This is a genomic window from Methanococcoides sp. AM1, from assembly GCF_900774055.1.
In the GTDB taxonomy this organism is placed as follows: domain Archaea; phylum Halobacteriota; class Methanosarcinia; order Methanosarcinales; family Methanosarcinaceae; genus Methanococcoides.
The window spans coordinates 345,802-371,253 of record NZ_CAAGSW010000004.1 but is presented as its reverse complement, the minus strand read 5'-3'; the positions used below and the strand labels follow the sequence as shown (position 1 = coordinate 371,253).

General features: G+C 40.3%; 18 protein-coding genes and 3 pseudogenes. 15 read left to right on the top strand and 6 right to left on the bottom strand.

Annotation, left to right across the window (positions count from 1 at the left end; genetic code table 11):
* Window positions 1-108 precede the first annotated feature (108 nt).
* The 3 genes and pseudogenes from E7X57_RS08915 to E7X57_RS08905 form a co-directional block, all read right to left on the bottom strand.
* The gene (locus E7X57_RS08915) at window positions 109-759 is read right to left on the bottom strand and encodes a methyltransferase cognate corrinoid protein (protein ID WP_135612608.1); all 651 of its coding nucleotides are present in this window, start codon (window positions 757-759) and stop codon (window positions 109-111) included.
* Between the two features lie 28 nt (window positions 760-787).
* Window positions 788-2,323 (bottom strand): annotated as a pseudogene (gene mttB / locus E7X57_RS08910) ([trimethylamine--corrinoid protein] Co-methyltransferase).
* 394 nt (window positions 2,324-2,717) lie between these two features.
* Window positions 2,718-4,160: a trimethylamine methyltransferase family protein gene (locus tag E7X57_RS08905; protein ID WP_135612607.1), complete on the bottom strand. Its 1,443-nt coding sequence runs from the start codon at window positions 4,158-4,160 to the stop codon at window positions 2,718-2,720.
* A 378-nt stretch (window positions 4,161-4,538) separates the two neighbouring features.
* On the opposite strand from E7X57_RS08905, the gene E7X57_RS08900 reads away from it, so the two are divergent.
* The 9 genes and pseudogenes from E7X57_RS08900 (at window position 4,539) to E7X57_RS08860 (ending at window position 14,653) form a co-directional block, all read left to right on the top strand.
* Window positions 4,539-5,189: a corrinoid protein gene (locus tag E7X57_RS08900; protein ID WP_135612606.1), complete on the top strand. Its 651-nt coding sequence runs from the start codon at window positions 4,539-4,541 to the stop codon at window positions 5,187-5,189.
* A gap of 14 nt (window positions 5,190-5,203) precedes the next feature.
* The gene (locus tag E7X57_RS08895) at window positions 5,204-6,583 is read left to right on the top strand and encodes a monomethylamine:corrinoid methyltransferase (protein ID WP_135612605.1); all 1,380 of its coding nucleotides are present in this window, start codon (window positions 5,204-5,206) and stop codon (window positions 6,581-6,583) included.
* 451 nt (window positions 6,584-7,034) lie between these two features.
* Window positions 7,035-7,859, top strand: coding sequence for a CbbQ/NirQ/NorQ/GpvN family protein (locus E7X57_RS08890; RefSeq protein ID WP_135612604.1), 825 nt, complete (start codon window positions 7,035-7,037; stop codon window positions 7,857-7,859).
* A 5-nt stretch (window positions 7,860-7,864) separates the two neighbouring features.
* Window positions 7,865-10,879: a nitric oxide reductase activation protein NorD gene (locus E7X57_RS08885; RefSeq protein WP_135612603.1), complete on the top strand. Its 3,015-nt coding sequence runs from the start codon at window positions 7,865-7,867 to the stop codon at window positions 10,877-10,879.
* A 50-nt stretch (window positions 10,880-10,929) separates the two neighbouring features.
* Window positions 10,930-11,514 (top strand): DUF2284 domain-containing protein, encoded by a 585-nt coding sequence (locus tag E7X57_RS08880; protein ID WP_135612602.1) that lies wholly within the window; start codon window positions 10,930-10,932, stop codon window positions 11,512-11,514.
* Between the two features lie 64 nt (window positions 11,515-11,578).
* Window positions 11,579-12,001: a response regulator gene (locus E7X57_RS08875; RefSeq protein ID WP_135612601.1), complete on the top strand. Its 423-nt coding sequence runs from the start codon at window positions 11,579-11,581 to the stop codon at window positions 11,999-12,001.
* A gap of 293 nt (window positions 12,002-12,294) precedes the next feature.
* A pseudogene (locus E7X57_RS08870) lies at window positions 12,295-12,767 on the top strand (PAS domain-containing protein); the annotation flags it as partial.
* A gap of 9 nt (window positions 12,768-12,776) precedes the next feature.
* Window positions 12,777-13,196, top strand: coding sequence for a PAS domain S-box protein (locus E7X57_RS08865; protein ID WP_135612599.1), 420 nt, complete (start codon window positions 12,777-12,779; stop codon window positions 13,194-13,196).
* A gap of 11 nt (window positions 13,197-13,207) precedes the next feature.
* A complete protein-coding gene (locus E7X57_RS08860; protein ID WP_135612598.1) occupies window positions 13,208-14,653 on the top strand; it encodes a PAS domain-containing sensor histidine kinase in 1,446 nt (481 codons plus the stop codon).
* 924 nt (window positions 14,654-15,577) lie between these two features.
* Here the strand turns inward: E7X57_RS08860 and E7X57_RS08855 are convergent.
* Both E7X57_RS08855 and E7X57_RS08850 read right to left on the bottom strand, forming a co-directional pair.
* Window positions 15,578-15,855 (bottom strand): annotated as a pseudogene (locus E7X57_RS08855) (hypothetical protein); the annotation flags it as partial.
* A gap of 94 nt (window positions 15,856-15,949) precedes the next feature.
* On the bottom strand, window positions 15,950-16,444 hold the full coding sequence (locus E7X57_RS08850) for a hypothetical protein (protein ID WP_371413186.1): 495 nt from the start codon (window positions 16,442-16,444) through the stop codon (window positions 15,950-15,952).
* Window positions 16,445-16,649: 205 nt separating this feature from the next.
* On the opposite strand from E7X57_RS08850, the gene E7X57_RS08845 reads away from it, so the two are divergent.
* From E7X57_RS08845 to E7X57_RS08835, 3 genes are all read left to right on the top strand, one after another.
* On the top strand, window positions 16,650-17,048 hold the full coding sequence (locus E7X57_RS08845; RefSeq protein ID WP_135612597.1) for a DUF2284 domain-containing protein: 399 nt from the start codon (window positions 16,650-16,652) through the stop codon (window positions 17,046-17,048).
* Complete coding sequence (locus E7X57_RS12970; protein WP_135612596.1) at window positions 16,996-17,106, top strand: hypothetical protein; 111 nt, start codon at window positions 16,996-16,998, stop codon at window positions 17,104-17,106. The genes E7X57_RS08845 and E7X57_RS12970 overlap by 53 nt, the downstream gene beginning before the upstream one ends.
* A 241-nt stretch (window positions 17,107-17,347) precedes the next feature.
* Window positions 17,348-19,333: a DUF460 domain-containing protein gene (locus E7X57_RS08835; RefSeq protein ID WP_135612595.1), complete on the top strand. Its 1,986-nt coding sequence runs from the start codon at window positions 17,348-17,350 to the stop codon at window positions 19,331-19,333.
* A 52-nt stretch (window positions 19,334-19,385) separates the two neighbouring features.
* Here the strand turns inward: E7X57_RS08835 and E7X57_RS08830 are convergent, their stop codons facing one another.
* Window positions 19,386-19,931, bottom strand: a complete 546-nt coding sequence (locus E7X57_RS08830) for a ferredoxin domain-containing protein (protein ID WP_135612594.1) — start codon at window positions 19,929-19,931, stop codon at window positions 19,386-19,388.
* Window positions 19,932-20,019: 88 nt separating this feature from the next.
* Between E7X57_RS08830 and E7X57_RS08825 the strand changes: the two genes are divergently transcribed.
* From E7X57_RS08825 to E7X57_RS08815, 3 genes are all read left to right on the top strand, one after another.
* The gene (locus tag E7X57_RS08825; RefSeq protein WP_135612593.1) at window positions 20,020-20,625 is read left to right on the top strand and encodes a molybdenum cofactor guanylyltransferase; all 606 of its coding nucleotides are present in this window, start codon (window positions 20,020-20,022) and stop codon (window positions 20,623-20,625) included.
* Window positions 20,626-21,250: 625 nt separating this feature from the next.
* Window positions 21,251-22,075, top strand: coding sequence for a CbbQ/NirQ/NorQ/GpvN family protein (locus E7X57_RS08820; RefSeq protein WP_135612592.1), 825 nt, complete (start codon window positions 21,251-21,253; stop codon window positions 22,073-22,075).
* A 6-nt stretch (window positions 22,076-22,081) separates the two neighbouring features.
* Window positions 22,082-25,339, top strand: coding sequence for a nitric oxide reductase activation protein NorD (locus tag E7X57_RS08815; protein ID WP_135612591.1), 3,258 nt, complete (start codon window positions 22,082-22,084; stop codon window positions 25,337-25,339).
* The last annotated feature ends 113 nt before the right edge of the window (window positions 25,340-25,452 follow it).

The following is a 25,452-nucleotide window of genomic DNA, read 5'->3' as shown; positions in this document are numbered from 1 at the left end:
TTATAATTATTTATTGATTTATACATATAATCTGTTTTAGCCAGCATCATTTTATTGATGATGAAATAGGGGGATGCATCACAAAGGGTACAACCCAGCAGATTAAATTTACTCAGCAGCTGCGTTACATTTAACGACTGCGTCTGTTGCGTTCTCAGCATAGATGTCTGAGCCGATCTTGTCTGCCCAGTCCTGTGTGACAGGTGCGCCACCGACCATGGTCATGACAGTGTCACGGACACCAGCTTCCTTGAGCTGTTCTTCGATCTGCATCTGAAGGACCATTGTTGTGGTCATGAGTGCAGAAGAACCGACTACAAGTGGGTTGTGTTCCTTGACTGCATCGACGTATGCGCCGATTGCAACATCTCTGCCGAGGTCAACGACCTTGAATCCAGCGATCTTGAGCATTGTTGCGACAATGTCCTTACCGATGGAGTGGATGTCACCCTCGATGGTACCGATGACAACTGTTCCCTTGGATTTTACAGATCCACCCTGTGCCTCAAGGACAGGGGTAAGTACTGCGACACCAGCACTCATTGCTTCGGATGCTGCAATGACGTGTGGAAGGAAAAGAGTACCCTGCTCGAACTGGTCTCCCACTTCGTTCATACCTGCGGTAAGACCGTCCTGAATAAGGGAAACTACGTCAACACCTGCAGCGATTGCTTCTTTGCATACTTCTTCTACTGCTTCTTCATCAAAGTCCATGACTGCTTTTTTTGCTTTTGCATTAATTCCATCCTGTGTAACCATTTTTTAAACCTCCTGTAATTTGTTTAGTTTACATAGTGGCTCTGAAAGCTTCATCGGCCTTGTCCACTACTGCTTTCATATCTTTGACCAGGTCGGCATCAATTGGTGTAACTTCATGGTTTTTGAGCACATCAACAACAACTTCATGTGCAACAGTTACTATGTCCTTGGAACCTGCAGCTTCCCAGTCACCATACATATCCCTATTGAATAGTCTAGGATCAGAAACAACGTCGATGTATTCCCTGGTCTGTTTATGTGCAAGGAAATTGTTACCGATTCCAACCTTTCTGATGGATTCTACTCCCAGAGTAAGATCACTGACGTCTATTCCACGCATTGCGTATTTGGTCATTTCTGCCATATCGTTGTCAAGAACAAGCTGCTCAAGAGAGAATGTCATACCTAGTTCAAGCATTCCCAGTCCATAGAGGGCATTACAGCCTGAAAGTGCAGGAAGAAGCATTGTCATTGTCTTTTCATGAGCTGCCTGGGGATCAGGTATCTTAGCATCTGCCTATCCGGATGCTACATAGGAAGGAAGGCCATAGTACTGTGCAAGTTTGCCGACTGTTGCACTGATCAGGCCAAGTTCAGGTGCACCGACTGGTGCAGTTCCTCTCTTCAGGTCGAATGTGGTGGTAGAGCTTCCATAGAATACAGGAGTTCCGGGTTCTACTAACTCTGCAAGTACGATACCGGCAAGGACTTCTGCATTGTGGGTAACAAGGGTACCTGCACGGAAAACTGGTGAAGAGCCACCGGACATTGCCATACTTAGAACATTAACAGGAGTTCCGTCTCGTGCACCTTTGATGATGACCTGGCATGCATTAACACTGAGTTCAAGTGGGCTGGTTGGACAGAGGAGCATGGAGAATATTGGTTTTTTACGTGCTTCTTCTTTATCTCCGCCATAGTATGCATAAACGATGTCCATATAATGCTCTACGTTTTCTCCAACAGGGTCAAGGTGATGGAAGTGTTTGGAGGTACTCATAATTGGTGTGAATGTCTCGTGTACATCCTGTGCACCTTTACCTGCCCAATCTCTTGCAGAAACTGCCAGTGAATAGAAATCAATGTTGTCTGCCCAGTCACAGACCTTTGCGGTCTTTGCAATATCTTCTTCAACGGAATCTACTGTTGTGAACTTGCCAGGCGCCTCATAGTTGCACATCTTAACGCCGACACCGAAACAGGTCCAGTTCACTTTACCCTTGTGTTCTAGTTTGGTATTATTTTTCTTGTCACGTCCCCAAAGGACAAATCTTGATGGTGCATCCATAAGTGCTCTATTAACGAGAAATTCAGGGATCTTGACATTCTGAGTCCTCTCATCGACTTCGCAACCTGCTTCTTTAAAGATTTGCCTTGCTTCTGGATCAGAAACCTGTACTCCCGGGTCCAGAAATACATCTATGGTTGCATAGTGAATTCTTCTCAAATCATCTTGTGTTAACAAATTGAGTTCTACACCATTCAGGGGATACTGTCCGGGATAGTAATGTTCTTTCATGTTACTTTCACTCCTTTTCCTTTTTTTGACCAGAAAGCTCACCATTCTGTGAAACTAAATTGGTGACATTTTGGCCAATAGGTGCAAGATTAGTAAATTAGGCTTGATAGTTTATCAAAAACAATAATTCTAGATGAATGAATAATACATTTTCAACATCCATAATTTTTTGCTTTTGTTTATTTCCTAATTAGTTTTCTTGCATATGTCAGCACTGTTTCATTAATATATATACTTTATTCAATAACATTTATATAGTACTTTTTAAAATAGTAAACTTTATATCTAATGAAAAAAAAGGAAAAGAACGACTTAGGAAACCCTGCTAACAAAAAAGTTCCACGTGCGATGGTCTAATATTTGTATACAACCAAATAGTAATTTAAGGTTTAAAGTTAAATATCATCTAAGATTTACCAAACAAAAAAGTAGTTGCTTTTCAACGCAACCCTTTCTGGAAAATTTCAATATCTTTAATTATATCTTTATGCACAGGAGTTTCAACATCATGCAATATTACGTCAACTTCTGCTTTCGCTTTTGTTATGACGTTCTCCCCACTCCAGCTTGAAAACGATTCCTTTTCACTTATTCTGGGTGAAAAACACTCATCTCCGGACCATTTTAATGTATGTGTCTGTTTAAAGTAACTTCCCCCTGGTCCGACTTTGCTGATGGTATCCATCCCTATCCTTTCGTCATCAACTTGAACACCTTTGAGCATGCGATCGACCATTCCGACAACCTCGTTGTCAATTACAAGTTGTTCAAGTGAGATCATAGTGCCGTTTTCGACATTTCCTGCTCCGCTTAAATAATTCATGCCTCCTAGAGTTGAAAGGGTCCATTGCATCATTTTTTCATAACCGACTTGTTGATCGGGGATATGGGAATCAGACATTGGGAAAAAACCGTTTGTTGGAATACCGTACCAATTCCCTAGCTGTGCTACACAAGATCCTATGATTCCCATCTCCACTGAGCCGGCAGAGTAGTTTCCCGTTTGCATATTCATTATTGAATTGTAATGCCCGTAAAGAACTGATGCACCTTTCTGGGCTATATTTGCAAGTACTACGCCGCCAAGGAATTCAGCATTACTCTGAACAAGTATTCCTGAGATAGTTATGGGTGCAGTGGCACCACCAACAACACCAGGCATAATTGTGACAGGTATTCCTGCATCTATGCACTTAAACATAGACATGATATGATCCTCTAAATATGCTAATGGGGAAGATGGATCAAAAGCAAGCATCGCAAATGGGCGTCTCTTTAGATTTGCAGGGCCTCCTGCAACCAATTCACATAAAGAAATGAGGCTATCAACTTCATTTTTAGACTCTGGAGCCCCGGTCAGGTAAAACTCAATGGTTTTGTTAGTGTATTTCAATGTTTCAGATACTATGGTAGGTGTTGCAATATTTGAGGGGATGTCAGAAACTCCCATCATTGGTGGGACTATTGAATGAATGTTATCTAGGTGGTGGGCAATCAGGGTAGCGTCTCTGACGTCTTTTAAAGTTCCAGCTCTGGCCATATTGTTCTTTTCGTCAATTACTCCATAACCTGAACCAGTAGATACATAAGTTCTCTTTTTTTCAACATTAATATTGTACTTTGAGTCCAGTCCATACAATTTAACTGAATGGGGGCAAGCTCGTAAGCAGTCTTCAACAAGGTAATTAGGAAACTTAACTATTGAAGTTCGCTTGCTCACATCACACCCCATCCCCTCCAATGCATCCAATGCATATCTTGATTCAATTTTTAGACCTACGTCTCTTAGCACCTCAAGCGATGCATAATGGATCTTCTCACAATCTTCGTCTGAAAGAAACTGTAACTTCCCACTCATCTTATTCTGCAAACCTTTTAGCATAACAAACCTCCTATGGCTGCATATTCACTCATTTCATATTTTATGATTTCTATATATACATTATATGTCGCACTTCATATTATAATTTTAATGAGTGGGGTCTATCATCGGAACTGGGTTTTGCATGTCTTTGTTATTCATATATAATTATTTGAATTTGAATAACTAATATATAAGCTATTCTCAGCAATCCTTTACTATTTTTTGTAGCACTCTCCAATCATCTACAGTAACTCCGTTACCGTCACTTTCTCATATATAAACATTTGCATTTAAAAAACTACTATATGTAATTACCTAAAAAAAACTTAAATATCATATTGAATTATGTTTACTTGACCTAGGAAAATGAGAGGTCAAAAATAAGGAGGATATAAAATGTCATCAAAGGAAGATTTGCTTAAAAAAGCATATGATGCGATTGTGGAAATCAACGAAGATAAGACAGCTGAAACTGTTAAAGAATGGATCAGTAACGATTTTGATCCTGTTGAACTGTTAAACAAGTTGGCCGATGGCTTGACTGAAGTAGGAAAAAAATTTGAAAGGATGGAATACTACCTACCACAGGTCATGATCGCAGCAGATATGATGGATGCATCAACTAAGGAGCTGTCTGCAAAGATTTCTGAAAAAGGAGAATCATCTGCTACGAAAGGTACTGTTGTCATAGGAACGATTGAAGGAGATATCCATGACCTCGGAAAGAATATTGTTGCAGGTATGCTGAGGGCTGGGGGTTTTGAAGTTATTGACCTTGGCAGAGATGTACCTGTTGCAACAATGGTTCAGACAGCAAAAGACAGAAATGCAGATATTATTTCTGGTTCTGCACTGATGAGCACTACCATGCCATACCTTGGCGATATTGTCAAGCTGCTGGAAGGACTGGGCATCAGGGACAACCATAAAGTGATGATCGGAGGAGCACCTGTTACTCAGGATTATGCTGATGGCATCGATGCAGATGCGTATGCTGTTAATGCAGCCGATGCTGTGAGAGCCGCAAATAAAATGGTATCCAAATAAACGAGGTGGATAAAATGTTAGACATCCTAGATATTTATGATCGATTTATTACCGCTGATAAGATTGAAGAGAAGAATTTTGATAACAGAATCCTTCCTCAAAGACTTAATGAACTTGCAAAAGAATATGACATCGAATATAGGCCGGATGAAATTGTTCCCCAGGACATGGACATGGTCGATTCCATATTCAAGGCAGCCATGGACCTCGTTACCGATGTAGGCGTTTATAACATAAACACCAGTAGCGCGATTAAACTTGAGGAAAGCGAAATAAAAGCCAATCTTCGGATTTTGCCAGGTGAAAAAAAATACGGAATTGGTAATGATGCACTTAAGGTAGTTCAGAGGAAAGTTGGCGATAAAAGAGCACCTGTCGTATTTGGAGGTGCTAATGGTGGTGTGATCAGCGAGCAATACTATTCCAAATTCGTAGAATCTGTTGCAAAAGAACCCCTTGTTGGAGGAGTTCTATGTGGTACAGTTGCAACCATTCATGGAATGGAGCTGAAAGCAAGGTCTCCTAGTGAGATGCTCGGTGCAAGAGCTGAAGCCGTATGGGCCCGAGAGGGTTTGCGCATGGCTGGAAGGCCGGGGATGCCAATGCAAAGTATCATGTCTGCAGTTACCAGTGAAGGACAGATCTTTGGAGATGGGCCTGGTGCAGTACGTCCTGAAGACCAGCACCTTGTTTGTCTCTTGAACGATATGAAGGTTGATTGGGATGTTCTTAAGAAAGTTGTCAGTACAACTCAGAACAACTACGTTGTAGAAGGCTGCATGTGCCCGGTTATGGGCGGTTACACCGGTGGACCTGCAACAACTGCTATCGCAAATGTTGCTGAGGGTATTGTTTCATATATCATGCTTGGTGGCCCAGCCTACTCGGTCTGTCCTCCATTCCACCCAATGACAGGTGAAGGTTCAAGTGCTGCCCCAACATTTGTTTCGGCATACACCGGAGCTGCATTAAAGAGAAACACTAAGGGTCTTTATGCAAACTATGTCTTCCCACTTTCTGGAATGTGTACTGAAATGGAGATTGATGAGATTGCAGTGTATGCAGGTGCAATAACTGCAGCAGGCAATGATATCCTCTCTGGTGCTGCAGCTACCTGTGGAACTGGAGTTGATGTATTTTCTGGAATGGATGCTCGTATCACTGCAGAAATTGGAATTGCAGCTGCTAAGATGAGCCTAGCCGATATGAACGAATTCTGTGTTGAACTCGAGAAAACATATGCAGATGCTTTAAAATCTGGCAATGTTCCAAAGGGCAAGACATTCCAGGAATGCTATGACATCGAAAAGGTTCGCCCATCCAAAGAATTCGAAGACCTTTGGGCTAAATCGAAGGCCAAACTGTCAGATCTTGGTATGGAATTCGAATTTTAAGTGAAGTCGGAAAGTTTTGGTGTAATTTTGTTTTAATTGCACCATGCTACCTTACAACCCCTTTAGAAGGTTTTGATAATTCCCATGGAATCAATGATTCCTTATCAAAACCTTCTCCCTTCACCTACAAATTATTTCAGAGATTCTTGTTCCTGAATGAACCTCTATGTTCTGATCGCAAAAAAGTCGGAGGAACGCATGTATCTTTCATATGTACAACGCGGAGTTATCAAAGCTCTTGTATCTGCTAACAAACCACTTACTTTGAGGGAAATAGTACATTCATTAACTAAGCGACCATGTGCCAGAAAACTTATTCCACAAATTGTTCAGCTCAAAAAAGAGGGTATAGTTGAATGTGTGAATAACAGTGATAATGTAATGGAAAGTGAATATAGTCTCGTTTCCGGTTGGTCTGGACACTTTTAGGAATTGAATAAGGGTGATAACGATGAAAAAAATAATTTGTGTGGAACAACCTGTTGAAGAATACATCATCACGGAAGAGCCCTACTATCTTCCGATCGGTGATGAAGTTGAAATATTCACTGCAGCCTATGAAAACAACCTTCCCGTTAACCTGAAAGGTCCCACAGGTTGTGGTAAAACACGTTTTATGGAATACATGGCCTATAAGTTAAAACGTCCGCTTATAACAATATCCTGCCATGAGGATCTTACAGCGAGCGACCTTATCGGAAGGTTCCTTATAAAGGGAGAATCTACCGAATGGAACGATGGTCCTCTCACAAAAGGTGTAAGGTCCGGTTCGATCTGTTATCTTGATGAGTTCGTGGAAGCAAGAATGGATACTAGAGTTGTCATACACCCTCTCACAGATGACAGGCGCATCATGCCTATTGATAAGCTGGGGATAATACTTCCTGCTCCCAACGAATTCATGATGTCTATTTCCTATAATCCCGGATATCAGAGTGTTTTAAAGGATCTCAAGCAAAGTACGCGCCAAAGATTCGTAGCTATGGACTTTGAGTATCCACCTGCGGAACTTGAGACTGAAATCGTGGCACATGAAAGTGGAATTGATAAAGAGAATGCCCGGACCCTAGTAGAGATCGGGCAGAGAATACGGAATTTCAAGCAACACGGTCTTGAAGAAGGGGTCAGCACACGTCTTTTGATCTATACTGGAATGCTGATCAAATCCGGCATCAATTCAAAGGAAGCATGTAAAGTAGCAATGATCAAACCGATCACCGATGATCATGATCTCCAGAAAAGCATAGAAGAGATAGTTTCTGCTATTGTGGAGTGAGGTCTTTGTCCAAAAATAACGGAAAATTGAAAGCTATGGATCCAATGGTTGAAAGAAATTATCAACGATACCTCTCGGAAGTCATGCCCCTAATGGATCCGAAACTTTCTCGGTTATGGCAATCTGTGATCAAGGATATTGCCAGCAAAGATAAAAAAGTGGCAATTGAATTGATCAAACGAACAAAGAACATATTTTCAGTTATCCCCCTCCAACAGCGTGGAAAACTTCTATTATCGTTGGAAAAACTCAATGAGCTTGATTTACAAACTTCACTTTCTTTTTTTGATAATGCACCTTTAGCAATGGCTATTCTCGATGATTCCGATTTCAAGATATGGGAAGCAATAACATTAGATCTAACTGGGGAAAATACAGAGATTGCGATACTTTTCCTGAAAATGACTCCCAAGATGCTTAAGAATCTGGAAATGGTAGAATTGTTGAAATGGGTGAAAAAAGGGAAGAAATTGCTGAAAAGCGATCCACAGATTGCAAATGCATTTTTAAAGGGAAGTTTCAGTGGATTGGAAAATTCATTTGAGAAAACAAACAAATACGAAAGATCATATTTGCTCGATATTGGTGCCTCTCTTGCAATTGTAAACTGGAAATGTGTCCAAAGTTTCTTTGAAAATGCCCCTGAAGTTCTCGCAGAACTCTCAGCAAAAGATTTTGCGAAATGGGTGGTTATTGGTGAAAATATTGCAGAAGAAAGTACTTTTTATGGTTCGGATTATTATAGTAATTCTTTTGTTACACTGAAAAATGCAAATTTGAAATATTGCGGGACAATTTTGAGGAATGCCTGTTTGCTGCTTAAAAAAGAGAGTTTACTTGCAGGAATTTACTTTAGCGAAATTCCGAAAATTTTATTGAATATGCATCCTAGGGAAATTGGTAAATGGGTGGACACAGGAATCCGCGTATTTGAAACAAACCGGGAAATCGCGATCAGTTATTTCCGAAATTCCCGGATGTTGCTGGAAGATCTTGATGTGACAGAACTTGAAGAGTGGGCTATGAATGGACTCCGAGTATTTGAAAAAGATCCATCAAATGCCAGATTATATTTCTCATTAAGATCCAGAAGTTCAAGAGAGTTCGTTGAACATTTGATGAGTGGTGTCGCTCTCAAAAGGGTATCTAAAGTCCTGAAGTATTACGCTTTTGGGATCTCAGGAATTAACTTTGTGATCCGATCACATAACCTTTTGCCGAAAGAACATGTTATGTCCGCACATCCGGTAGTTTCAGGCAGGGTAATATATCTGGAACCAACAATGAAAGGGTACGGAGATTTTGAAGAGAACTTCAATATTTATAAGCTGAGTGTAATGCATGAAGTTGGGCATGCACAATTCGGGACTTCAAAATGTACTGTTGGATCTTTATTATCGTTGTTAGAAAAAATAGGAGTAGATTCAGACACAACATTCCTGAAAGATCTTGCCGAAAAGGAGAAAGATGTATCCAAATCAGAGAATGTGGGAAAACAAGTAGAAGAGAATGAGATAATGGTTAATTTTTCAGCTGCAATAGGAATGTTCCCAAATCCATTCGTTACAACAGATATAATGGGAATAGTGGAGGATGCGCGGATTGAATATAAGACTGTGAACCTTTACAAGGGATTGCGTAGGGAATTTAAAAAAGTAAAGGAACAAATGCTATTGGACAGGCAAAATCCTGAAGGCAGACTTGAAAAATTTATGGAGGCCTTGCTTCTGGTCTCAATTGAGCATGAACCATTATTTGAGATTGATGATGAACTCAAAGTACCATTTGAAAAAACCCGTAACTTGCTGGAAAAGAAAATCCTACAGTCTTCATCATCTACTTTTGACTCCCTTGAAGTTACTTTTGAGATCTACAGCATGCTTGAAGAAAATTTGGGTTCCCTGAAATCCAGGGAATATGACTTTATTCGGAACCTTGAGTACCGAGGGCAGGGAGCTGGACTTTTTTCTATGCCGAAAAATGAAAAAGAGTTTGCAGAACAGATCCTAGAACGCTTTATTCCGCAAAAGCTATTGGATCAGGATGAAGACACCATGATTCAGGATGAGTTGCAATCTGGTCCAAGATGCGCAACTTCGATGAACTGGGACGTACTGGGGAATTACATTTATGATGAATGGGATGCCCGAATTAAAGATTACAAATCTGAGTGGTGTAAAGTTTATGAGGTCTTGCCCATAGGTGAATCCAATGATTTTTATCAGAATGCTATAGAGCAGTACAATCCTGAAATATCGCTCATAAACCGCATTTTTAAAATGATGAAACCTGAATCATTTACTAAGTTAAGAAGACAAACGGATGGAGATGAGATCGATTTCGATGCAATCACGGAAGCTTTCACGGATCGTAAATGTGGAATAAATCCAACTGATCGTCTTTACATACGAAGGGACAAACGTGAAAGGGATGTTGCTACTCTTTTCCTTGTAGATATAAGTGCATCTACAGAAAAAGAGCTGGATAATGGCAAAAGCATACTGGATATAGAAAAAGAAGCTCTTGTCATAATGATCGAGGCACTGGAAAGCATAGGCGACAAATATGCTATCTATGCTTTTTCTGGTGATACGAGAGCTGATGTTGAATACTACAACATAAAGGATTTTGATGAAAAATTCTCCGAGGATGTGGAATGTAAGATCGGTGCTTTGGAACCTGCATACAACACAAGACTGGGAACTGCGATAAGGCATTCCATAACAAAACTAAAGCAGGTTGATGCAAAAATAAAGCTTCTAGTATTGCTATCTGATGGCGAACCTTATGATCTTAGTTTTGGTGAAGGTAAATATGCAGGGAAAATTGCTATTGAAGATACAAGGATGGCCATTCAGGAAGGCAATACTCTTGGGATGCATTTCTTCTGTATCACTGTTGATACTGAAGCAAGTGACTATATGGATTCAATATTTTCTGATGTGGGATACACTATCATTGATAATGCTGCAAGTCTTCCAGAAAGGCTTCCCATTCTCTATAATCGTATAACAACCTGAGATGGTTGATCTTGAATTAAAATCACCGTTAAGTGATAGGAGAGAGCAAAATGGAAAATTTAAGCGATAAAAGTCAATTAGAGAAACTTGTAAACCTTGCACTCCAACATGGTGCAACAAGAGCTTCACTTATAAAAGCAACCGACATTGTTGTTGACGAACGTGTCCGATTAAAGTGCATGGTGCCAAGATGCAACCATTATGGTGATCTGGTATGTCCGCCAAACCTTCCCCCGGTAGAAGAAGTCAGGATGATCATTTCCAGATATGAGGTAGGTATGGTTCTTGCAGTCGAACACAAGAACCCGCCCAAACCTCAGTCCCTTCAGGAATCATCTTCTGTAGAGCATGAGCTTAATAAGAAAGCAAGGCAACTCTCCGATATCTTGCTAACCCTTGAAGGGGAAGCACTAAATAGCGGATATCGTTTTGCTACAGGATTCTCAGCAGGGGACTGCACTTATTGCGACAAATGTGTAGGGGCAGGAGAGGACTGCAGGCATCCGTTTAGTGCAAGGCCATCCATGGAAGGTATGGGTATAGACGTGGTGGGGACCCTGGAAAATGCGGGGATAAAACTCGAATTTCCTGTAACTGATAAAATTGAATGGTGGGGATTATTTCTGGTTGATTAACTGGTAGGATATCTACGAATAGGCATACAAATACTATTTTTTTGAAAATATGGGGGTAGTTACAATGAAAAGAAAGAAAATAGTTGTTGTCGAAGATGAATCGATTATCGGCATTATGTTCAAATTAATGCTTGAGGCAAAAGGTTATTCTGTAACTGGTATGGCTTCAAAAGGAGGGGATGCTATTTCTCTGGTAGAAACCACTCGTCCTGATCTTGTACTTATGGATATTTGGTTAAAAGGTGAGATGGATGGCATTGAGACTGCTATGAAGATTCGTAAGTTGTATAACACTCCTATAGTTTTTATTACTGCAGATTTTTCTAAGGAGACTCGCAAAAGAGCAGATTCAGTAGGTCATCAGGCTTATCTGAAGAAGCCTATTAGGTATGAATATTTGGAGTATGTTGTTCATTCTATATTTTACAAGTCGGTAGATTATGCAAAAGATGCCAATGCTCTGCGAAATATGATGGTTCAGGATTGAATGATATAAATGTAGAGTTATGAAATGAAGAGCGTTGGACTTAATTCTTGGTTTATGGGTGCAATACATGATCAGAAACTTAAAAGAACGTATATCGATTTTTGAAAAGGAACTATTACTAAAAAACCAGGTGATTGAATCAAGTATTAGTGCTATTGCTTTGATAAATCTGGAAGGTAAGGTCATCTACATAAATGCTTCTTTTTAAAGATGTTTGGGTTTGGTAACAAAAAAAATTTTTGCGTGGACATACAACCAGTTTTTGGAATGATCAAATCGAAGCAACAGAAATAATGAAAAAGGTTCATGAAATAGGATATTGGTCTGGTGAACTAACAATTAAAAAAAGGGATGGTTCAAAACTCATAACACAATTTTCTGCTAATTTCATTAGGGACAAATCTGAGAAGCCAGTTGCTATGATGGCATCTTTCATAGACATTTCCAAGCAGGAAGAATTAGAAAAGGATTTTGAAACGATATTTAATTCTGTTAATGATGGAATTCCTATTGTTCAGGATGGTTTAGTTAAATATGCTAATTCAAAAATGGTGGAGATGGCGGGGTATAGCCTAGAAGATGGAATTGGGAAACCATTTTCAGATTTATATGCAAATATCACCGTGAATTTGTTCTTGAAAGACATAAATGTCGATTGGAAATTGGTAAAAACATTCCACCCAGATATGAATTTGATATCATCTCTAAAAATGGCAATCAGATTAGGGTTAAAATCAATCCTTCCATCATTGAGTATGAAAACAGGCCCGCCATTATGGCAATCTTGCGTGATATAACCAAGAATAAAGAGATGCAAAATAAGCTGAAAACATCAGAAAAGAAGTTCAGGACTACTTTTAATAATTCTAATGATGCAATTATCATTTATGATATGGATGGTCACATTCTGGAAGTGAATAAAGTTGCTTGTGAATTTACAGGTTACGCCCGAAAGGAAATTATACAAATGTTAATCATGGATCTGGATTCACCCGAATATGCCTCAAAGATACCTGATAATATCAAGCAATTGCAGGAATTTAAGCATACCATATTTGAAAGCGTATCTTTTTGCAAGGACGGTTCCCTTGTTCCTATAGAACTAAGTAACCGTATCATTGAGGATGAAGGCAAAACAGCTGTACTCAGCATTGCCAGAGATATTACAGAACGTAAAAATACAGAAAACAAATAAAAGAGAGTGAAATGAAATACAAAGAAATCGTTTCAGCAATCGATGCGCTCTTCTGGAAAGCTGATGTAGCAGAAGATGGAAGTTTCACTAATACATATCTATCTCCTTTTGCAGATCAGTTTTATGGGGTAGATGAAGGAACAATAGGATGTGATTGGGATATATTTTTTAGTTATGTACACCCCGATGACCTTTCTTACGTATTCCAAAAAATAGACGAGACCATCAAGAAAAGATTTGCTTTAATTTCTTATGAATATAGAGTCATAAGACCCGATGGAAACCAATTGTGGGTATATGAAAAAGCCATTTCAAATGTTAATTCAGAAGGAACAGTGCAGATCTTCGGAACTACAGTCGACATAACAGAACTTAAAAATATAAATGATGCCCTGATAGTTGAAAAGGATCGGGCACAAAAGTATTTTGATGTTGCTAAAGTTATTATGTTAGTTCTTAACACGAATCGTGATGTTGTTCATATTAATAAAAAAGGTTGCGAAGTCCTTGGTTATGAAGAAGAAGATATTGTTGGTAAGAACTGGTGCGAGAATTTCCTTCCTGAAGAGTTCTGCGAAAAGGTTGAAAAACAAATTGAATATTTAATTTCAAATAGTAACAAGAAAATAGAATACCATGAATATCCGATTTTGAATTCTGCTGGTGAAGAAAGATGGATAGCATGGAATGTTTCGGTACTATATAGTAAAAACGGGGACATCGAGGTTTTCCTCTGTTCAGGACAGGATATCACAGAACGTAAAAGTTTAGAAAATAATTTGCTGAATGCAAAAATAACCTCTGAACTTGCAAATCGCTTCAAGAGTGAGTTCCTGACAAATATGACTCATGAACTAAGAACTCCACTTAATTCTATAATTTGTTTTTCGGATGTGTTATACAATGAGGCTTACGGAGAGCTTAATGAAAAGCAAAGGATATATACAGAAAATATCCATAAAAGTGGACAGAATCTTTTGAAAATTATAAATAATATACTTGATCTCTCAGCTATAGAAGCAAGGGCAACTGAGCTAAATTGTGAGAATTTCCTGCTATCCGACATTCTCAAAGAGATCAGGAGAAATGCTATTCCACTTGCAACGCAGAAGAACATATCCATAGATATCGATACTGACGAAACGATCTTGATGGATGCTGACAAAAACAAAATTAATCAGATAATAAACAATCTGGTCAGCAATGCGATCAAGTTTAACAGTAATGGCGGTTCTATTCTTATCAAAGCACGGAACATTGATAATGAGATAAATATCTCGGTTAAAGATACAGGAATAGGTGTCCCTGAAGAAGAGGTAGAAAAACTATTCGATCCATTCTATCAGATCGATGGTTCATCATCACGCAACTATGGTGGAAATGGGGTCGGTCTCGCTCTTGTGAAGCATTTTGTTGGTATGCATAATGGCGATGTTTGGATTGAAAGTCAGGAATAATTGGGAACTAAGGTTCACATAAGGCTTCCTGCTGAGCAGAAGATTACATCTGAACGTGTAGCAATTGAATCAGATATTAAAACGTACTTCTGATGGTTTAGAAAAATTCTACAGAACAGGTTTTATCAATTTGCTAACTAAAGAACTCAAAATAAAAACAGTTTCTCCTCAATATTGAGCAGTTAACTTAATTTATTCACATCTACTTTTCAAAGGTTATGGAATCAAAGAACTAATGCAAATCACAATCCTACGGGTGAAAATACTCCATCACAATTGGAGGATTGTGCAGAGAGATTATATAGAATTCCGAATAATTGTCTTTAGGAAGGTGAAATAACCCACACAATGTTAAAGAGAAACATTATTTTTAAAACATTGCTGCTTTAAAAATAATGGGGAAATATGATTTATGGTTTTTTACAGACGAAACTATTAAGAATATTGGAGAAAGACTGCAAGACGAAATAAATAACATTTTAAATAATGCACGTGAGGAATATTCTAATTTTGATTGTACGTTTGCTTCGAATTTGTTTGGTTCCCTTCCATTTATTACTTTGCATATAAGGTCTTATCGAGGCACTTTTTGTTGTCCATGTTGTGGCTCTCTCGTTGAAAATTTGGGCATTGTGTCGAAAAAATTCTATGTAATTAATGAAAATGTTACTTTTTGTGTTCGAGGTCGTGATCATGAGACATACTTTATAGAAGATGCTATCAATCGCTAGTACAAGTCAGAAAATTCTTTAAAAGTATCTGTAAATTTGCCTAACCAAAATGATCCTTTAATCTGCAATCAAACACTATGAAATTTCCGTATATTATGGTACCCAAATTTCGAAGGTTACTACAATGAACAATGGAATAAACAATGAATACGAACAGGTAAGAGAGAAACTGATCAAAGTTAACGTACCCAGAAGCATCGGATGCACGGACCTTTCCGAAATCAGTGATGATATACTTGTGCAAAAGGAAATCTTTCTTGTACACTATTCTTCATCGATATTTGATTCTACGGATCTGAGCATACCGCCTGAAGCTAACTCAAGGATATCGAAATTTATCGAATCCCTCCCGAAATTGCTGTTCATATCATATTCTTTCTGCATCTGTGTGACGATCTCGTTGTTCCAGTGCTCCTTCTCATCAGAGAATACTTCAAGCAACCTGAATTTTATTGGACGTTCTCTAGCTATATCCCTCACCTCTCAGTGATTCTATATCACCTGTTTCTTCAGAGATCGTTACAAAGCTATCCAGGACACAAAGTGCACCACCGACAAGTACGGTCTATGCTGGGACCTGTGCAAGGAAAAAGTAAAGGAAGATAAGTGCACAGAGGCCGTATAGGTTAGCAATTCCCTGTCCATGACCCACACCAATTAATGGGAAGGACTTGTACCAGGAAACATAACAATATCCAAATGTAATTCCTGCAAATGATAGAATGAGTATAGACAGTGGGTTGAGTACTGCAATTGCATATTCAAATATTGGGATGCCAGCCAGTGCAATAATAGGTACGATGATGATCCACCAGATGATGTTCTCACCAATGAAACGAATTGTAATGCCCACATCAGGCTCCGCAATATCAAGACATTTTCCGGCAATTGCACCTTCAATTCCCCAACCGCAGGCGCACATCATCCCACCAATATAATCTATCCAGCTAACATTGCCTGCAGCGAGATCTGCAAGAGCGCCACCTACGAATATGGTGATTCCGCCAATCACAATGACAATAATACCAAATGCTGCACGCCTTCCAGAAAGGCTTCCCATTCTCTATAATCGTATAACAACCTGAGATGTTTGATCTTGAATTAAAATCACCGTTAAGTTATAGGAGAGGGCAAAATGGAAAATTTAAGCGAAAAAAGTCAATTAGAGAAACTTGTAAACCTTGCACTCCAACATGGTGCATCAAAAGTTTTACTCATTATAAGGCTCTGATATTGTTGTTGATGAACGTGTCCGGTTAAAGTGCATGGTTCCAAGATGCAACCACTATGGTGATCTCGTATGTCCACCAAATCTCCCACCTGTAGACGAAGTTCAGAAAATTATCTCCAGATATAAGGTCGGTATGGTGCTTGTAGTTGAGCATAAGAACCCACCCAAGCCTCAGTCCCTTCAGGAATCGTCATCTATAGAGCATGAGCTTAATGTAAAAGCAAGACGCCTCTCCGATATCCTGCTAACCCTTGAAAGAGAATCATTAAGTCGTGGATATCGTTTTGCTACAGGTTTTTCAGCAGGAGACTGTACTTATTGTGATAAATGTGTAGGAACCGGCGAGGAATGTAGCCCCCCTTTTCAATGCAAGACCTTCTATGGAAGGCATGGGCATAGACGTAGTTGGAACATTGGAAAATGTGGGCATTAAGCTCGAATTCCCTGTGACTGATAAAATTGAATGGTGGGGATTACTTCGAGTGGATTAGTTGATGATCTCTATAAGATACTGTTCGTTCAAAATAGCTTTTAAATTTTCATCAAGTTAATAACTTGATTCATGCAGTTAGTCTCCAATTTTTAATAGACTATCGATCTGTTTTTTCATTATTTAATAGTCACTTTACTCTACCTATTCCCTTTTAAAATGACACCAACTGGGTATATATTTCTCTTTGACATATATTACATGGGGAAACATAATCAAATTTTATGCAATGATGGTACATTATGCAAAATCCAGATTATAAAGCCGGGGTAATATTCGGCATAGACATTGCAAAAGGCTCTTCCAGGGCTCGGGAATTGCCAAGATATGCAGTTGCTGTGCTGAAAGAGGGGGAGGTAACCCATTATAAAATGGTGCGCCTTCCGCGTATATTGAAGTTGGTTCGCGAAGAGCATCCTGAGTATATCGCAGTGGACAACATTTTTGAACTGGCTTCTGGCAAGAAGGAGCTTGTGCGTTTTCTTGAGAAACTTCCTGAAGGTGTTAGGCTTGTGCAGGTTACAGGCGGTCTGCACAAGAAATCCCTTTTACATCTTGCAAAGGAAAATGGACTGTCCTTCAACCAGTTCGATCCCAACGAGGAGGCAGAAGCATGTGCACGGCTTGCAAGCATGGGAGTTGGCTCTGAAGTATCCCTTTTTGAAGACATCACGAAGATCAAGGTTAGTCGTGCCCGCTCCCTTGGGCGTGGTGGATGGAGCCAGAACAGGTATCGTCGTAAGGTTCACGGAGCTGTGAGGGAAAGGAGCCGTGAGGTTGAGGCGATATTGAAGAAAGCTTCAAAGGAACACGGCTATACGTACACAAGCAGGATCTCCAGCGGGTTCGGAGGTTATGTGCGTGCTGAGTTCACAGTATATGCAAAGAGGAATCAGGTGCCCGTTGGTTCCGGTTCCACTGCGGATGCCCAGATCCGTGTAAGTAACGTGGTGCGAGATAAGATCAAGTACACTCCTTTAAATAAGCTCAAAAGGCGGCCTACGATCGTGGGGGTAGACCCTGGCACCACAGTGGGAATAGCTATACTCTCCTTCGATGCTGATCTTCTGCTTCTGAAAAGTATTCGTGGTATTTCCCATGATGAAGTTGTCAAACTTATTGCTGAGTATGGGAAACCTGCGGTCATTGCTACGGATGTCACGCCAACACCGGGTTCTGTGGAGCGTATCAGGCGCAGCTTCAATGCTGTGATAAACATGCCTTCAGCTGAGATCTCCTCTGAGGAGAAGATAGCACTTGGAAGGCCTTTTGGATATTCCAATGATCATGAACGTGACTCTCTTGCTGCAGCTCTTTATGCTTACCGGAATTACAAGAACATGTTTTCGCGTGTTGAGAAGAAAGCGCCTTCTCATCTGGATATGGATAAGATCAAATTGTATGTGATCCAGGGTGCTTCCATAGGTGAAGCCATTGAGAAAGTTTCCGGCGTGCCGATTCCTGAAAAGAAGCCCGTGAAGGTTCTGGAAACTCCTGATGAGGATACTGAAGAAAGGTACAGGAAAATTTCAGAGAAACTTAAGTTAAAGGATACTCAGATCAGCAATCTCAGAGATTATCTCCAGGAACTCAAGAAGGAGTTGAAGTCAAAGGATAAGCGTATCTCAAAACTTGAACTTAAGCTGGAGAATATGAGGAAAGCCAACCATCTTCAGATCCGCAAGGACAAGGAGATAGAGATACGTGAACATAAGATCTCATCTCTGAAGAAGGACCTGCGCAGGTCTAAAAAGTCGTTAAAAAAGGCCTATTCCAACATTAAGAAACTGAAGCAGATAAGAAAGATGGAGATAAAGGGTGAGGGGATCCCTGTAAAAATACTTCCTTCTTTTACACGTGAGGCAATTTTAGAAATAAAGGATCGTCTTGGCATCAAGAAAGGTGATGTCATTTTCCTTCAGGATGCAAGTGGTGGCAGTACAGTGACAGCTTCAATGGTCGTTGAATTGGGTGTTCGTGCTGTGATAACTTCCTCGGATATGACCTATGCTGCAGAAGATGTTTTCTTCAGGGCAAATCTGCCTTTGCTTAAAAATGTTAGGATGCAAAGAGTTGACGATCTTGCAGTAGTGGACCCTGCTCTTCTTCAGGAGGCTCTGGATGAGTGGGAAAAGGAAGCTGAGATAAAGCGTCAGGAAGATAAAGAAAAGAAATTGAAGCATCTTGTGGATGAGTACAGAAGTGAGAGGCGCAGGGGCCTTGTTTGAACTGTATGCCTTCTCCCTCTACCCCATCTCTAATTATAAGTCTCAATATCCCTTATTTCCTGTCAAAGAACAGGTTTTTGCCCTTAATGCTGAGAGGAATTCCACATGCGATATCAGCATCCAGAAGTCCGGCTGACAATGCTCCGGCACCCACTGAGTACATTACCCTGTTGTCAACACAGAGGTCCTTTGCCTTTGCAGCAGCGCTTCCAAGTGCAATACCCATGTCGATGTACTTGAACGAACAGTGCGGACCTGTAAAATCAATATCTACTTTTGAGTGCTGGAGCATATCCTTGCAGCTTTCAAAACCACAGGCTCCACAGTTGAGACCAACGACACTTTCGGTCTTGAAACCGATAAGTAATACTGCATCTGCATTGCGTACATTCTGTGCATCACGTTTGAAGAATGCAAATCCTTCCCCTTTCCTGTCTGCCATTTTTTCCATAGCTGAGGTAAGGATCTCGATATCTTTTGTTTCCAGTAATGCTGTTACAATATCGTCTTTTCCTTTTGCTTTAGGCGCTGTTCTTGCTGCAACAAGTATTGTCTTTGCAAGTATCTCAATAGCTTCGGATTCAGGATTAAGTTTCATGAACATATTTATGTTATTTCCAGACTTAATAATTTCTGTGTAAAGCTATACACATCTATTTGTATTATCATTCTCAATTAAAATTCACATGACATTATCAGCATTGATCCTTGCAGGCGGGCGCGGGAGGCGTCTTGGAAATGTGGAAAAGGCCCTGATGAACTGTGATGGGAATTCCGTACTGGAAAGAACGATCAATATACTTGACGATATAGTTGATGAAGTGCTGGTCTCTGTAAGGGATGAAGAGCAGAAAAAAGAGTTCGAGACTTATGCCTGTGGAAAAAGAATGGTTCTTGATAGCTATTCTGAAATAGGCCCCCTGGCAGGGATCCTTGAAGGTTTCAAAGCGGCAAAGGGTGAATATCTCTTTGTGACCGCATGTGATATGCCTTTTATTGATCCGAAAGTTGTTGAGCTCATGTTCCGTTGTGCAGAAGGACATGATGCAGCAGTACCCTTGCGTCCGGATGGTTCCATGGAGCCATTGTGCGGTGTCTATCGTGTTGATCCGATGTTGCCTTTGATCGAGAGGTCAATAAGCTCAGGAAAGAGGTTCATACTTGCGCCGGTCTTTGAACTGGATGATGTTGTGGGTGTTGAAATGGAGCGTATCCGTGAGATCGATCCGGAGTTAAGGACATTTATTAACATCAACACTGTTGATGATATGGATGAACTGAATATTTGTTGATATCTCATTACATTTTAGATTTTTATTTGGGATCCTAAAATTCATCACAACTAATTTGTTTTCTATGTTTCTTTTAGATACTGTTTTTTCCATAGGTTAAACAAAATCTATTTATATAAGTCAACCTCATACTCATTATGAGGATGTTATTACATCCCATAATTGCAGGCAATTAAGTCTGATACAAGAGGGGAACGATTTGAGAGATGCAGAATCAGGACAACAGGAAGAAGAGTCTAGCCAGATTATGTACGAAGAAGAATGTAATGGGTTCTATTCAAGTTCAGGACAGGCGTTTATCAGGATACCGATGAAATAATTGGATTTCCAATGTTTGCTTCATCGATTGTTTGATCGATCCATTCGGTTTATCTGATATTAGGCAGAACTTATTCAGCAAAAGGAATGTCTTTTTTAATTTCTTCTTTTTGCTTTTAACCATTTTATTTGATCGCTACTATTTTTATTTAGGATTCATCTAGATTTCATCTAAGTTTTATCTAAAATTCAATAATATTTTTCCAATTTGTTTGTCTTATTTTATTTTCGATCCACCTCTTTCATCTGCAAAACATTATCAACTTTGAACACTAAAATTATATCAAAAAGTTTGAGAGTGATCCCAATGACCGATATTATTTGTTCCCAGCAGCGTGTTGAAGAATGCGTTATCAAAGAAGAACCATACTACGTTCCTGTTGGAAATGAGGTTGAGATCTTCAGGGCTGCTTATGAAAATAAACTTCCTGTCAGCCTTAAGGGACCAACCGGGTGCGGGAAAACACGTTTTATCGAATATATGGCCTACGAACTGGGGCGTCCTCTTATTACGATCTCCTGTCATGAGGACCTGACAGCTAACGATCTTATTGGCAGGTTCCTGATAAAAGGAGAATCAACAGAATGGAACGATGGTCCCTTAACAGCTGCTTTGAAGAACGGTGCTATCTGTTACCTTGATGAGTTCGTGGAAGCAAGGATGGATACGAGAGTAGTAATTCATCCGCTTACGGATGACCGGCGTATCATGCCCATCGAGAAAATGGGTATTGTACTTCAGGCACCACCTGAGTTCATGCTGACCATCTCCTACAACCCGGGATATCAGAGTGTGCTGAAGGATCTGAAGCAGAGCACAAGGCAGAGATTTGTTTCCATCGACTTTGACTATCCACCGGCTGAACTGGAAACCGATATAGTTGCTCATGAAAGTGGAGTGGATGAGGAAACTGCCCGGACCCTTGTGGATATTGGACACCGCATACGTAATTTTAAGCAGCATGGTCTTGAGGAAGGAGTAAGCACCCGTCTTCTCATATATGCAGGCATGCTTATCAGGTCCGGGATAGGACCGGGGGAAGCATGCAGGGTTGCTATGGTAAAGCCGATAACCGATGATGCTGACCTCCAGAAAAGCATGGATGAGATCATATCAGCTATCATGGAGTGAAGGTAATTGTCGCAGGATGAAGGGGAGGTCGTTCATCTTAATGATGTAATTGATATCCTGGATTCAGCAGGTCTGCTCGAGGACCTGTCAGATGTGGAAATTTCTGAAATATCGGCTGAATTTGAAAAAATACCTCTGGAAAGGCTTGTACTTTTCAGAAAACAACCATCCCGGTTTGTAGAATGGTTCTCTATCTGGATGTATTCACTTAACAAGGACAAGGGTCTTGAAAATGTCTATTTATCTGAAACTTTTCCCGCATTTATTGACCTCGGTTCTGCCACTTTCAGTAGTTTGGTCGAACTGGCCACAGAACTTAATTCTTTGAATTCCAGTGTCGGAAATGCATTTCTGGGAAAGATCGAAGAGCTTGGACTTTTGATGGAACCGGAACTTTTAGCCATCTGGTATCCGATGATACGGGAGATTGCCGGCAACAAATGGAGAACTGCTATTGAGCTTATTGAGCAGACTGTGATTGTCCTTCCTGCTCTTCCGGAACACCAGAGAAAATTGCTTTTGCTCTCCTCAAAGGAATTCAGGAATATTGATCTTCAGCTGTTCCTTACATTCTTTACCAGTGCACCTCTTGCATTAGCCACACTCAGCAGAAGTGATTTTGGGAAATGGTCTCATCTCGGGGAAGAACTTGCCTTTGAGAACAGTGATGTTGGCACTTTATTCCTGAAGATCACTCCAAAGTTCATTGGCAGGATCAACATTGACGATCTTGGAGAATATGTGGATATTGGCAAAGAGCTCTTTTCACATGACGAACCAGAGGCTGCGAAGACCTTCTATGAAGCAGTTTTCAGGGGATTGGGAAACGATCTTCTGCGGGCTGACAGGGAAGAAACAAGACTTCTGATCGATATTGGTGCACAATTAGCTAACATTTGCTGGAGATGTGTTGGGAGCTTTTTTGAGAATGCACCTGTGATTTTAATTCATCTGAAAGAAAAGGAGTTCGATAAGTGGGTCTCTATTGGGGAGAGGATTTCACAGAGTTCGACATTTTATGGCTCGAACTATTTCCACAGTTCTCTTTCTGTATTGAAGAGCACGGATCGGAAATACTATTCGACAATATTCAGTAATGCAAACCTTCTGGCAGAAAATAATGGAATGCTTGCAGGCATCTATTTCTCCATCCTGTCGGATGTCATGCTCAATATACATCCGAAGGAGATCGAAAGATGGGTGCATATAGGTTTTGAAGTCTTTGAGATTGACAGCGAAATGGCATTCAGCTTTTTCAGGAATTCCCCGGCATTGTTAAAGGACCTTGATGTTACAGAGCTCGATGAGTGGGCAAAAAAGGGCATTTCCATTTTTGAAGGGGATCGTGGTAGTGGCAGGTCTTATTTCTCGCTTAAGTCAAAGGGTGCAACGGAATTTGCTGAAAAACTGATGAGTGGTGTGGCACTTAAACGTGTGTCAAGGATCCTTAAGTATTATTCAGTGGGGATCTCAGGTATAAATTTCACAATACGTTCAAAGAGTTTCCTGTCAGGAGAGTTCAGCAAGTACCCTAATCCGATAGTCTCTGGCAGGACGATCTATCTGGAGCCTACGGTAAAAGGGTATGGGGATTTCGAGGAGAACTTCACTATCTATAAGTTGGCTGTAATGCATGAAGTAGGACACATCCAGTTTGGAACTTCGGTCTTTGAGCTGAAGGATATTTTGCCACTGCTCGATAAGGTCGGTATGGACATCTTTGATCTTCCTGGGGATGTGGGAGTTGATCATGTTGTTACGTCCGCCGTAGTTGCATCCGTTATCGGAAAACTTCCAGCTCCATTCATTGCTGCCGACATAATGGGAATTATAGAAGATGCAAGAGTGGAGTACATGACAACATCCCTTTACAGGGGATTGCGCCGGGAGTTTGAAAAAGTAAGGATGCAGATGTCACAGAACAGAACTCCGGATGCATTCGGTATTGGGAAGTTCATAGAAGCTCTTTTACTTTACTCTGTAAGTATCGAACCATCGTTTGAAATTGAAGATGATCTCAAGGAAATTATTGATATTTCTCATGAAATGCTTGTGAATAATGTTTTCAAGCCTGATTCATCCACACTTGATTCCCTTGAAGCAGCTATCGATATCTATGAAATGCTTACTGATAGTTTTGGTCCCCTGGAATTACTGGAATATGTTCCTATAAGGAATTTTGACTATCGTGGAATGGGTGTTGGTTCATCCTCTCTCACTCAAGCTCGTAGTGAAGAATTTACGGAGCAGATAATGGAATCTTTTATTCCACAGACGATCCTTCCGGACGATGAAGAATTCATAGAGGACAGGCCGGGCAAAGGGCCGGAATATGCAAGATCGAAGAACTGGGAAGTGCTTGGAAGTTACAGTTATGATGAATGGGATTCTCACATGCAGGACTACAAGAACGACTGGTGCACTGTCTATGAAGTATCCCCTTCAGGAAATGACAATGAATTCTACCTTGGGGCCAGAGAGCATTATGCACGTGAGATCACTCTGATCAATCGTATCTTTAAGATGATGAAACCGGAATCCTTCCGTAAATTACGCAGGCAACTGGATGGGGATGATTTTGATCTTGATGCTTTGATCGAGGCCTTTACTGACAGGAAGTGCGGTATCAATCCAACAGACCGGTTATACATTAGAAGGGATAAGCGTGAGAGGGATGTTGCCACCCTTTTCCTTCTGGACATGAGTGCATCAACGAGGAAGAAACTGGGAAATGGTCGTCGGATACTTGATGTGGAAAAAGATTCACTTATAATAATGACCCAGGCACTTGAGGGCATAGGAGATAAGTATGCAATAGCAGCTTTTTCCGGTAATACAAGGTCTGATGTTGAATTCTATACGATCAAAGAGTTCAACGAGAATTTCTCCGAGGAAGCTGAATGCAAGATAAGTGCTCTTGAACCTGCAATGAACACAAGGTTGGGTGCTGTTATCAGGCATTCCATTTCAAAGCTTAAAGAAATCGATGCAAAGGTCAAGCTTCTTGTCCTGCTTTCAGATGGTGATCCTTATGATCTTGGTTTTGCTGATGGTAAATACGAAGGTCAACTGGCTATTGAGGACACAAGAGTTGCAATACAGGAAGGCAATGCACTTGGTATGCACTTTTTCTGTATTACTGTTGACAGTGAAGCAGGTGAGTATCTGGATTCCATCTTCTCGGATGTAGGGTACACTATAATCGATAATGCAGCTACACTTCCGGAAAGGCTTCCTATGCTTTACAACAGGATCACTACGTGATGTATTAAAGCAACGCTAAGTGATGCCAAAGTTATGTTAGTTTGATCTTAAAATGAGAATGATCAGGATAATCTAAAAAAGTGGAATTGCAGACATTATATCTGCAATTCTTT

Excerpts from the sequence above, each read along its gene's own strand:
- E7X57_RS08845 (WP_135612597.1), top strand. The coding sequence starts at position 16,650 with ATGGTTCCAAGATGCAACCACTATGGTGATCTCGTATGTCCACCAAAT.
- E7X57_RS08900 (WP_135612606.1), top strand. The coding sequence starts at position 4,539 with ATGTCATCAAAGGAAGATTTGCTTAAAAAAGCATATGATGCGATTGTG.
- E7X57_RS08830 (WP_135612594.1), bottom strand. The coding sequence starts at position 19,931 with ATGAAACTTAATCCTGAATCCGAAGCTATTGAGATACTTGCAAAGACA.
- E7X57_RS08820 (WP_135612592.1), top strand. The coding sequence starts at position 21,251 with ATGACCGATATTATTTGTTCCCAGCAGCGTGTTGAAGAATGCGTTATC.
- E7X57_RS08890 (WP_135612604.1), top strand. The coding sequence starts at position 7,035 with ATGAAAAAAATAATTTGTGTGGAACAACCTGTTGAAGAATACATCATC.
- E7X57_RS08895 (WP_135612605.1), top strand. The coding sequence starts at position 5,204 with ATGTTAGACATCCTAGATATTTATGATCGATTTATTACCGCTGATAAG.
- E7X57_RS08905 (WP_135612607.1), bottom strand. The coding sequence starts at position 4,160 with ATGCTAAAAGGTTTGCAGAATAAGATGAGTGGGAAGTTACAGTTTCTT.
- E7X57_RS08835 (WP_135612595.1), top strand. The coding sequence starts at position 17,348 with ATGCAAAATCCAGATTATAAAGCCGGGGTAATATTCGGCATAGACATT.
- E7X57_RS08825 (WP_135612593.1), top strand. The coding sequence starts at position 20,020 with ATGACATTATCAGCATTGATCCTTGCAGGCGGGCGCGGGAGGCGTCTT.
- E7X57_RS12970 (WP_135612596.1), top strand. The coding sequence starts at position 16,996 with ATGGAAGGCATGGGCATAGACGTAGTTGGAACATTGGAAAATGTGGGC.
- E7X57_RS08880 (WP_135612602.1), top strand. The coding sequence starts at position 10,930 with ATGGAAAATTTAAGCGATAAAAGTCAATTAGAGAAACTTGTAAACCTT.
- E7X57_RS08875 (WP_135612601.1), top strand. The coding sequence starts at position 11,579 with ATGAAAAGAAAGAAAATAGTTGTTGTCGAAGATGAATCGATTATCGGC.
- E7X57_RS08865 (WP_135612599.1), top strand. The coding sequence starts at position 12,777 with ATGGCAATCTTGCGTGATATAACCAAGAATAAAGAGATGCAAAATAAG.
- E7X57_RS08860 (WP_135612598.1), top strand. The coding sequence starts at position 13,208 with ATGAAATACAAAGAAATCGTTTCAGCAATCGATGCGCTCTTCTGGAAA.
- E7X57_RS08850 (WP_371413186.1), bottom strand. The coding sequence starts at position 16,444 with ATGGGAAGCCTTTCTGGAAGGCGTGCAGCATTTGGTATTATTGTCATT.
- E7X57_RS08915 (WP_135612608.1), bottom strand. The coding sequence starts at position 759 with ATGGTTACACAGGATGGAATTAATGCAAAAGCAAAAAAAGCAGTCATG.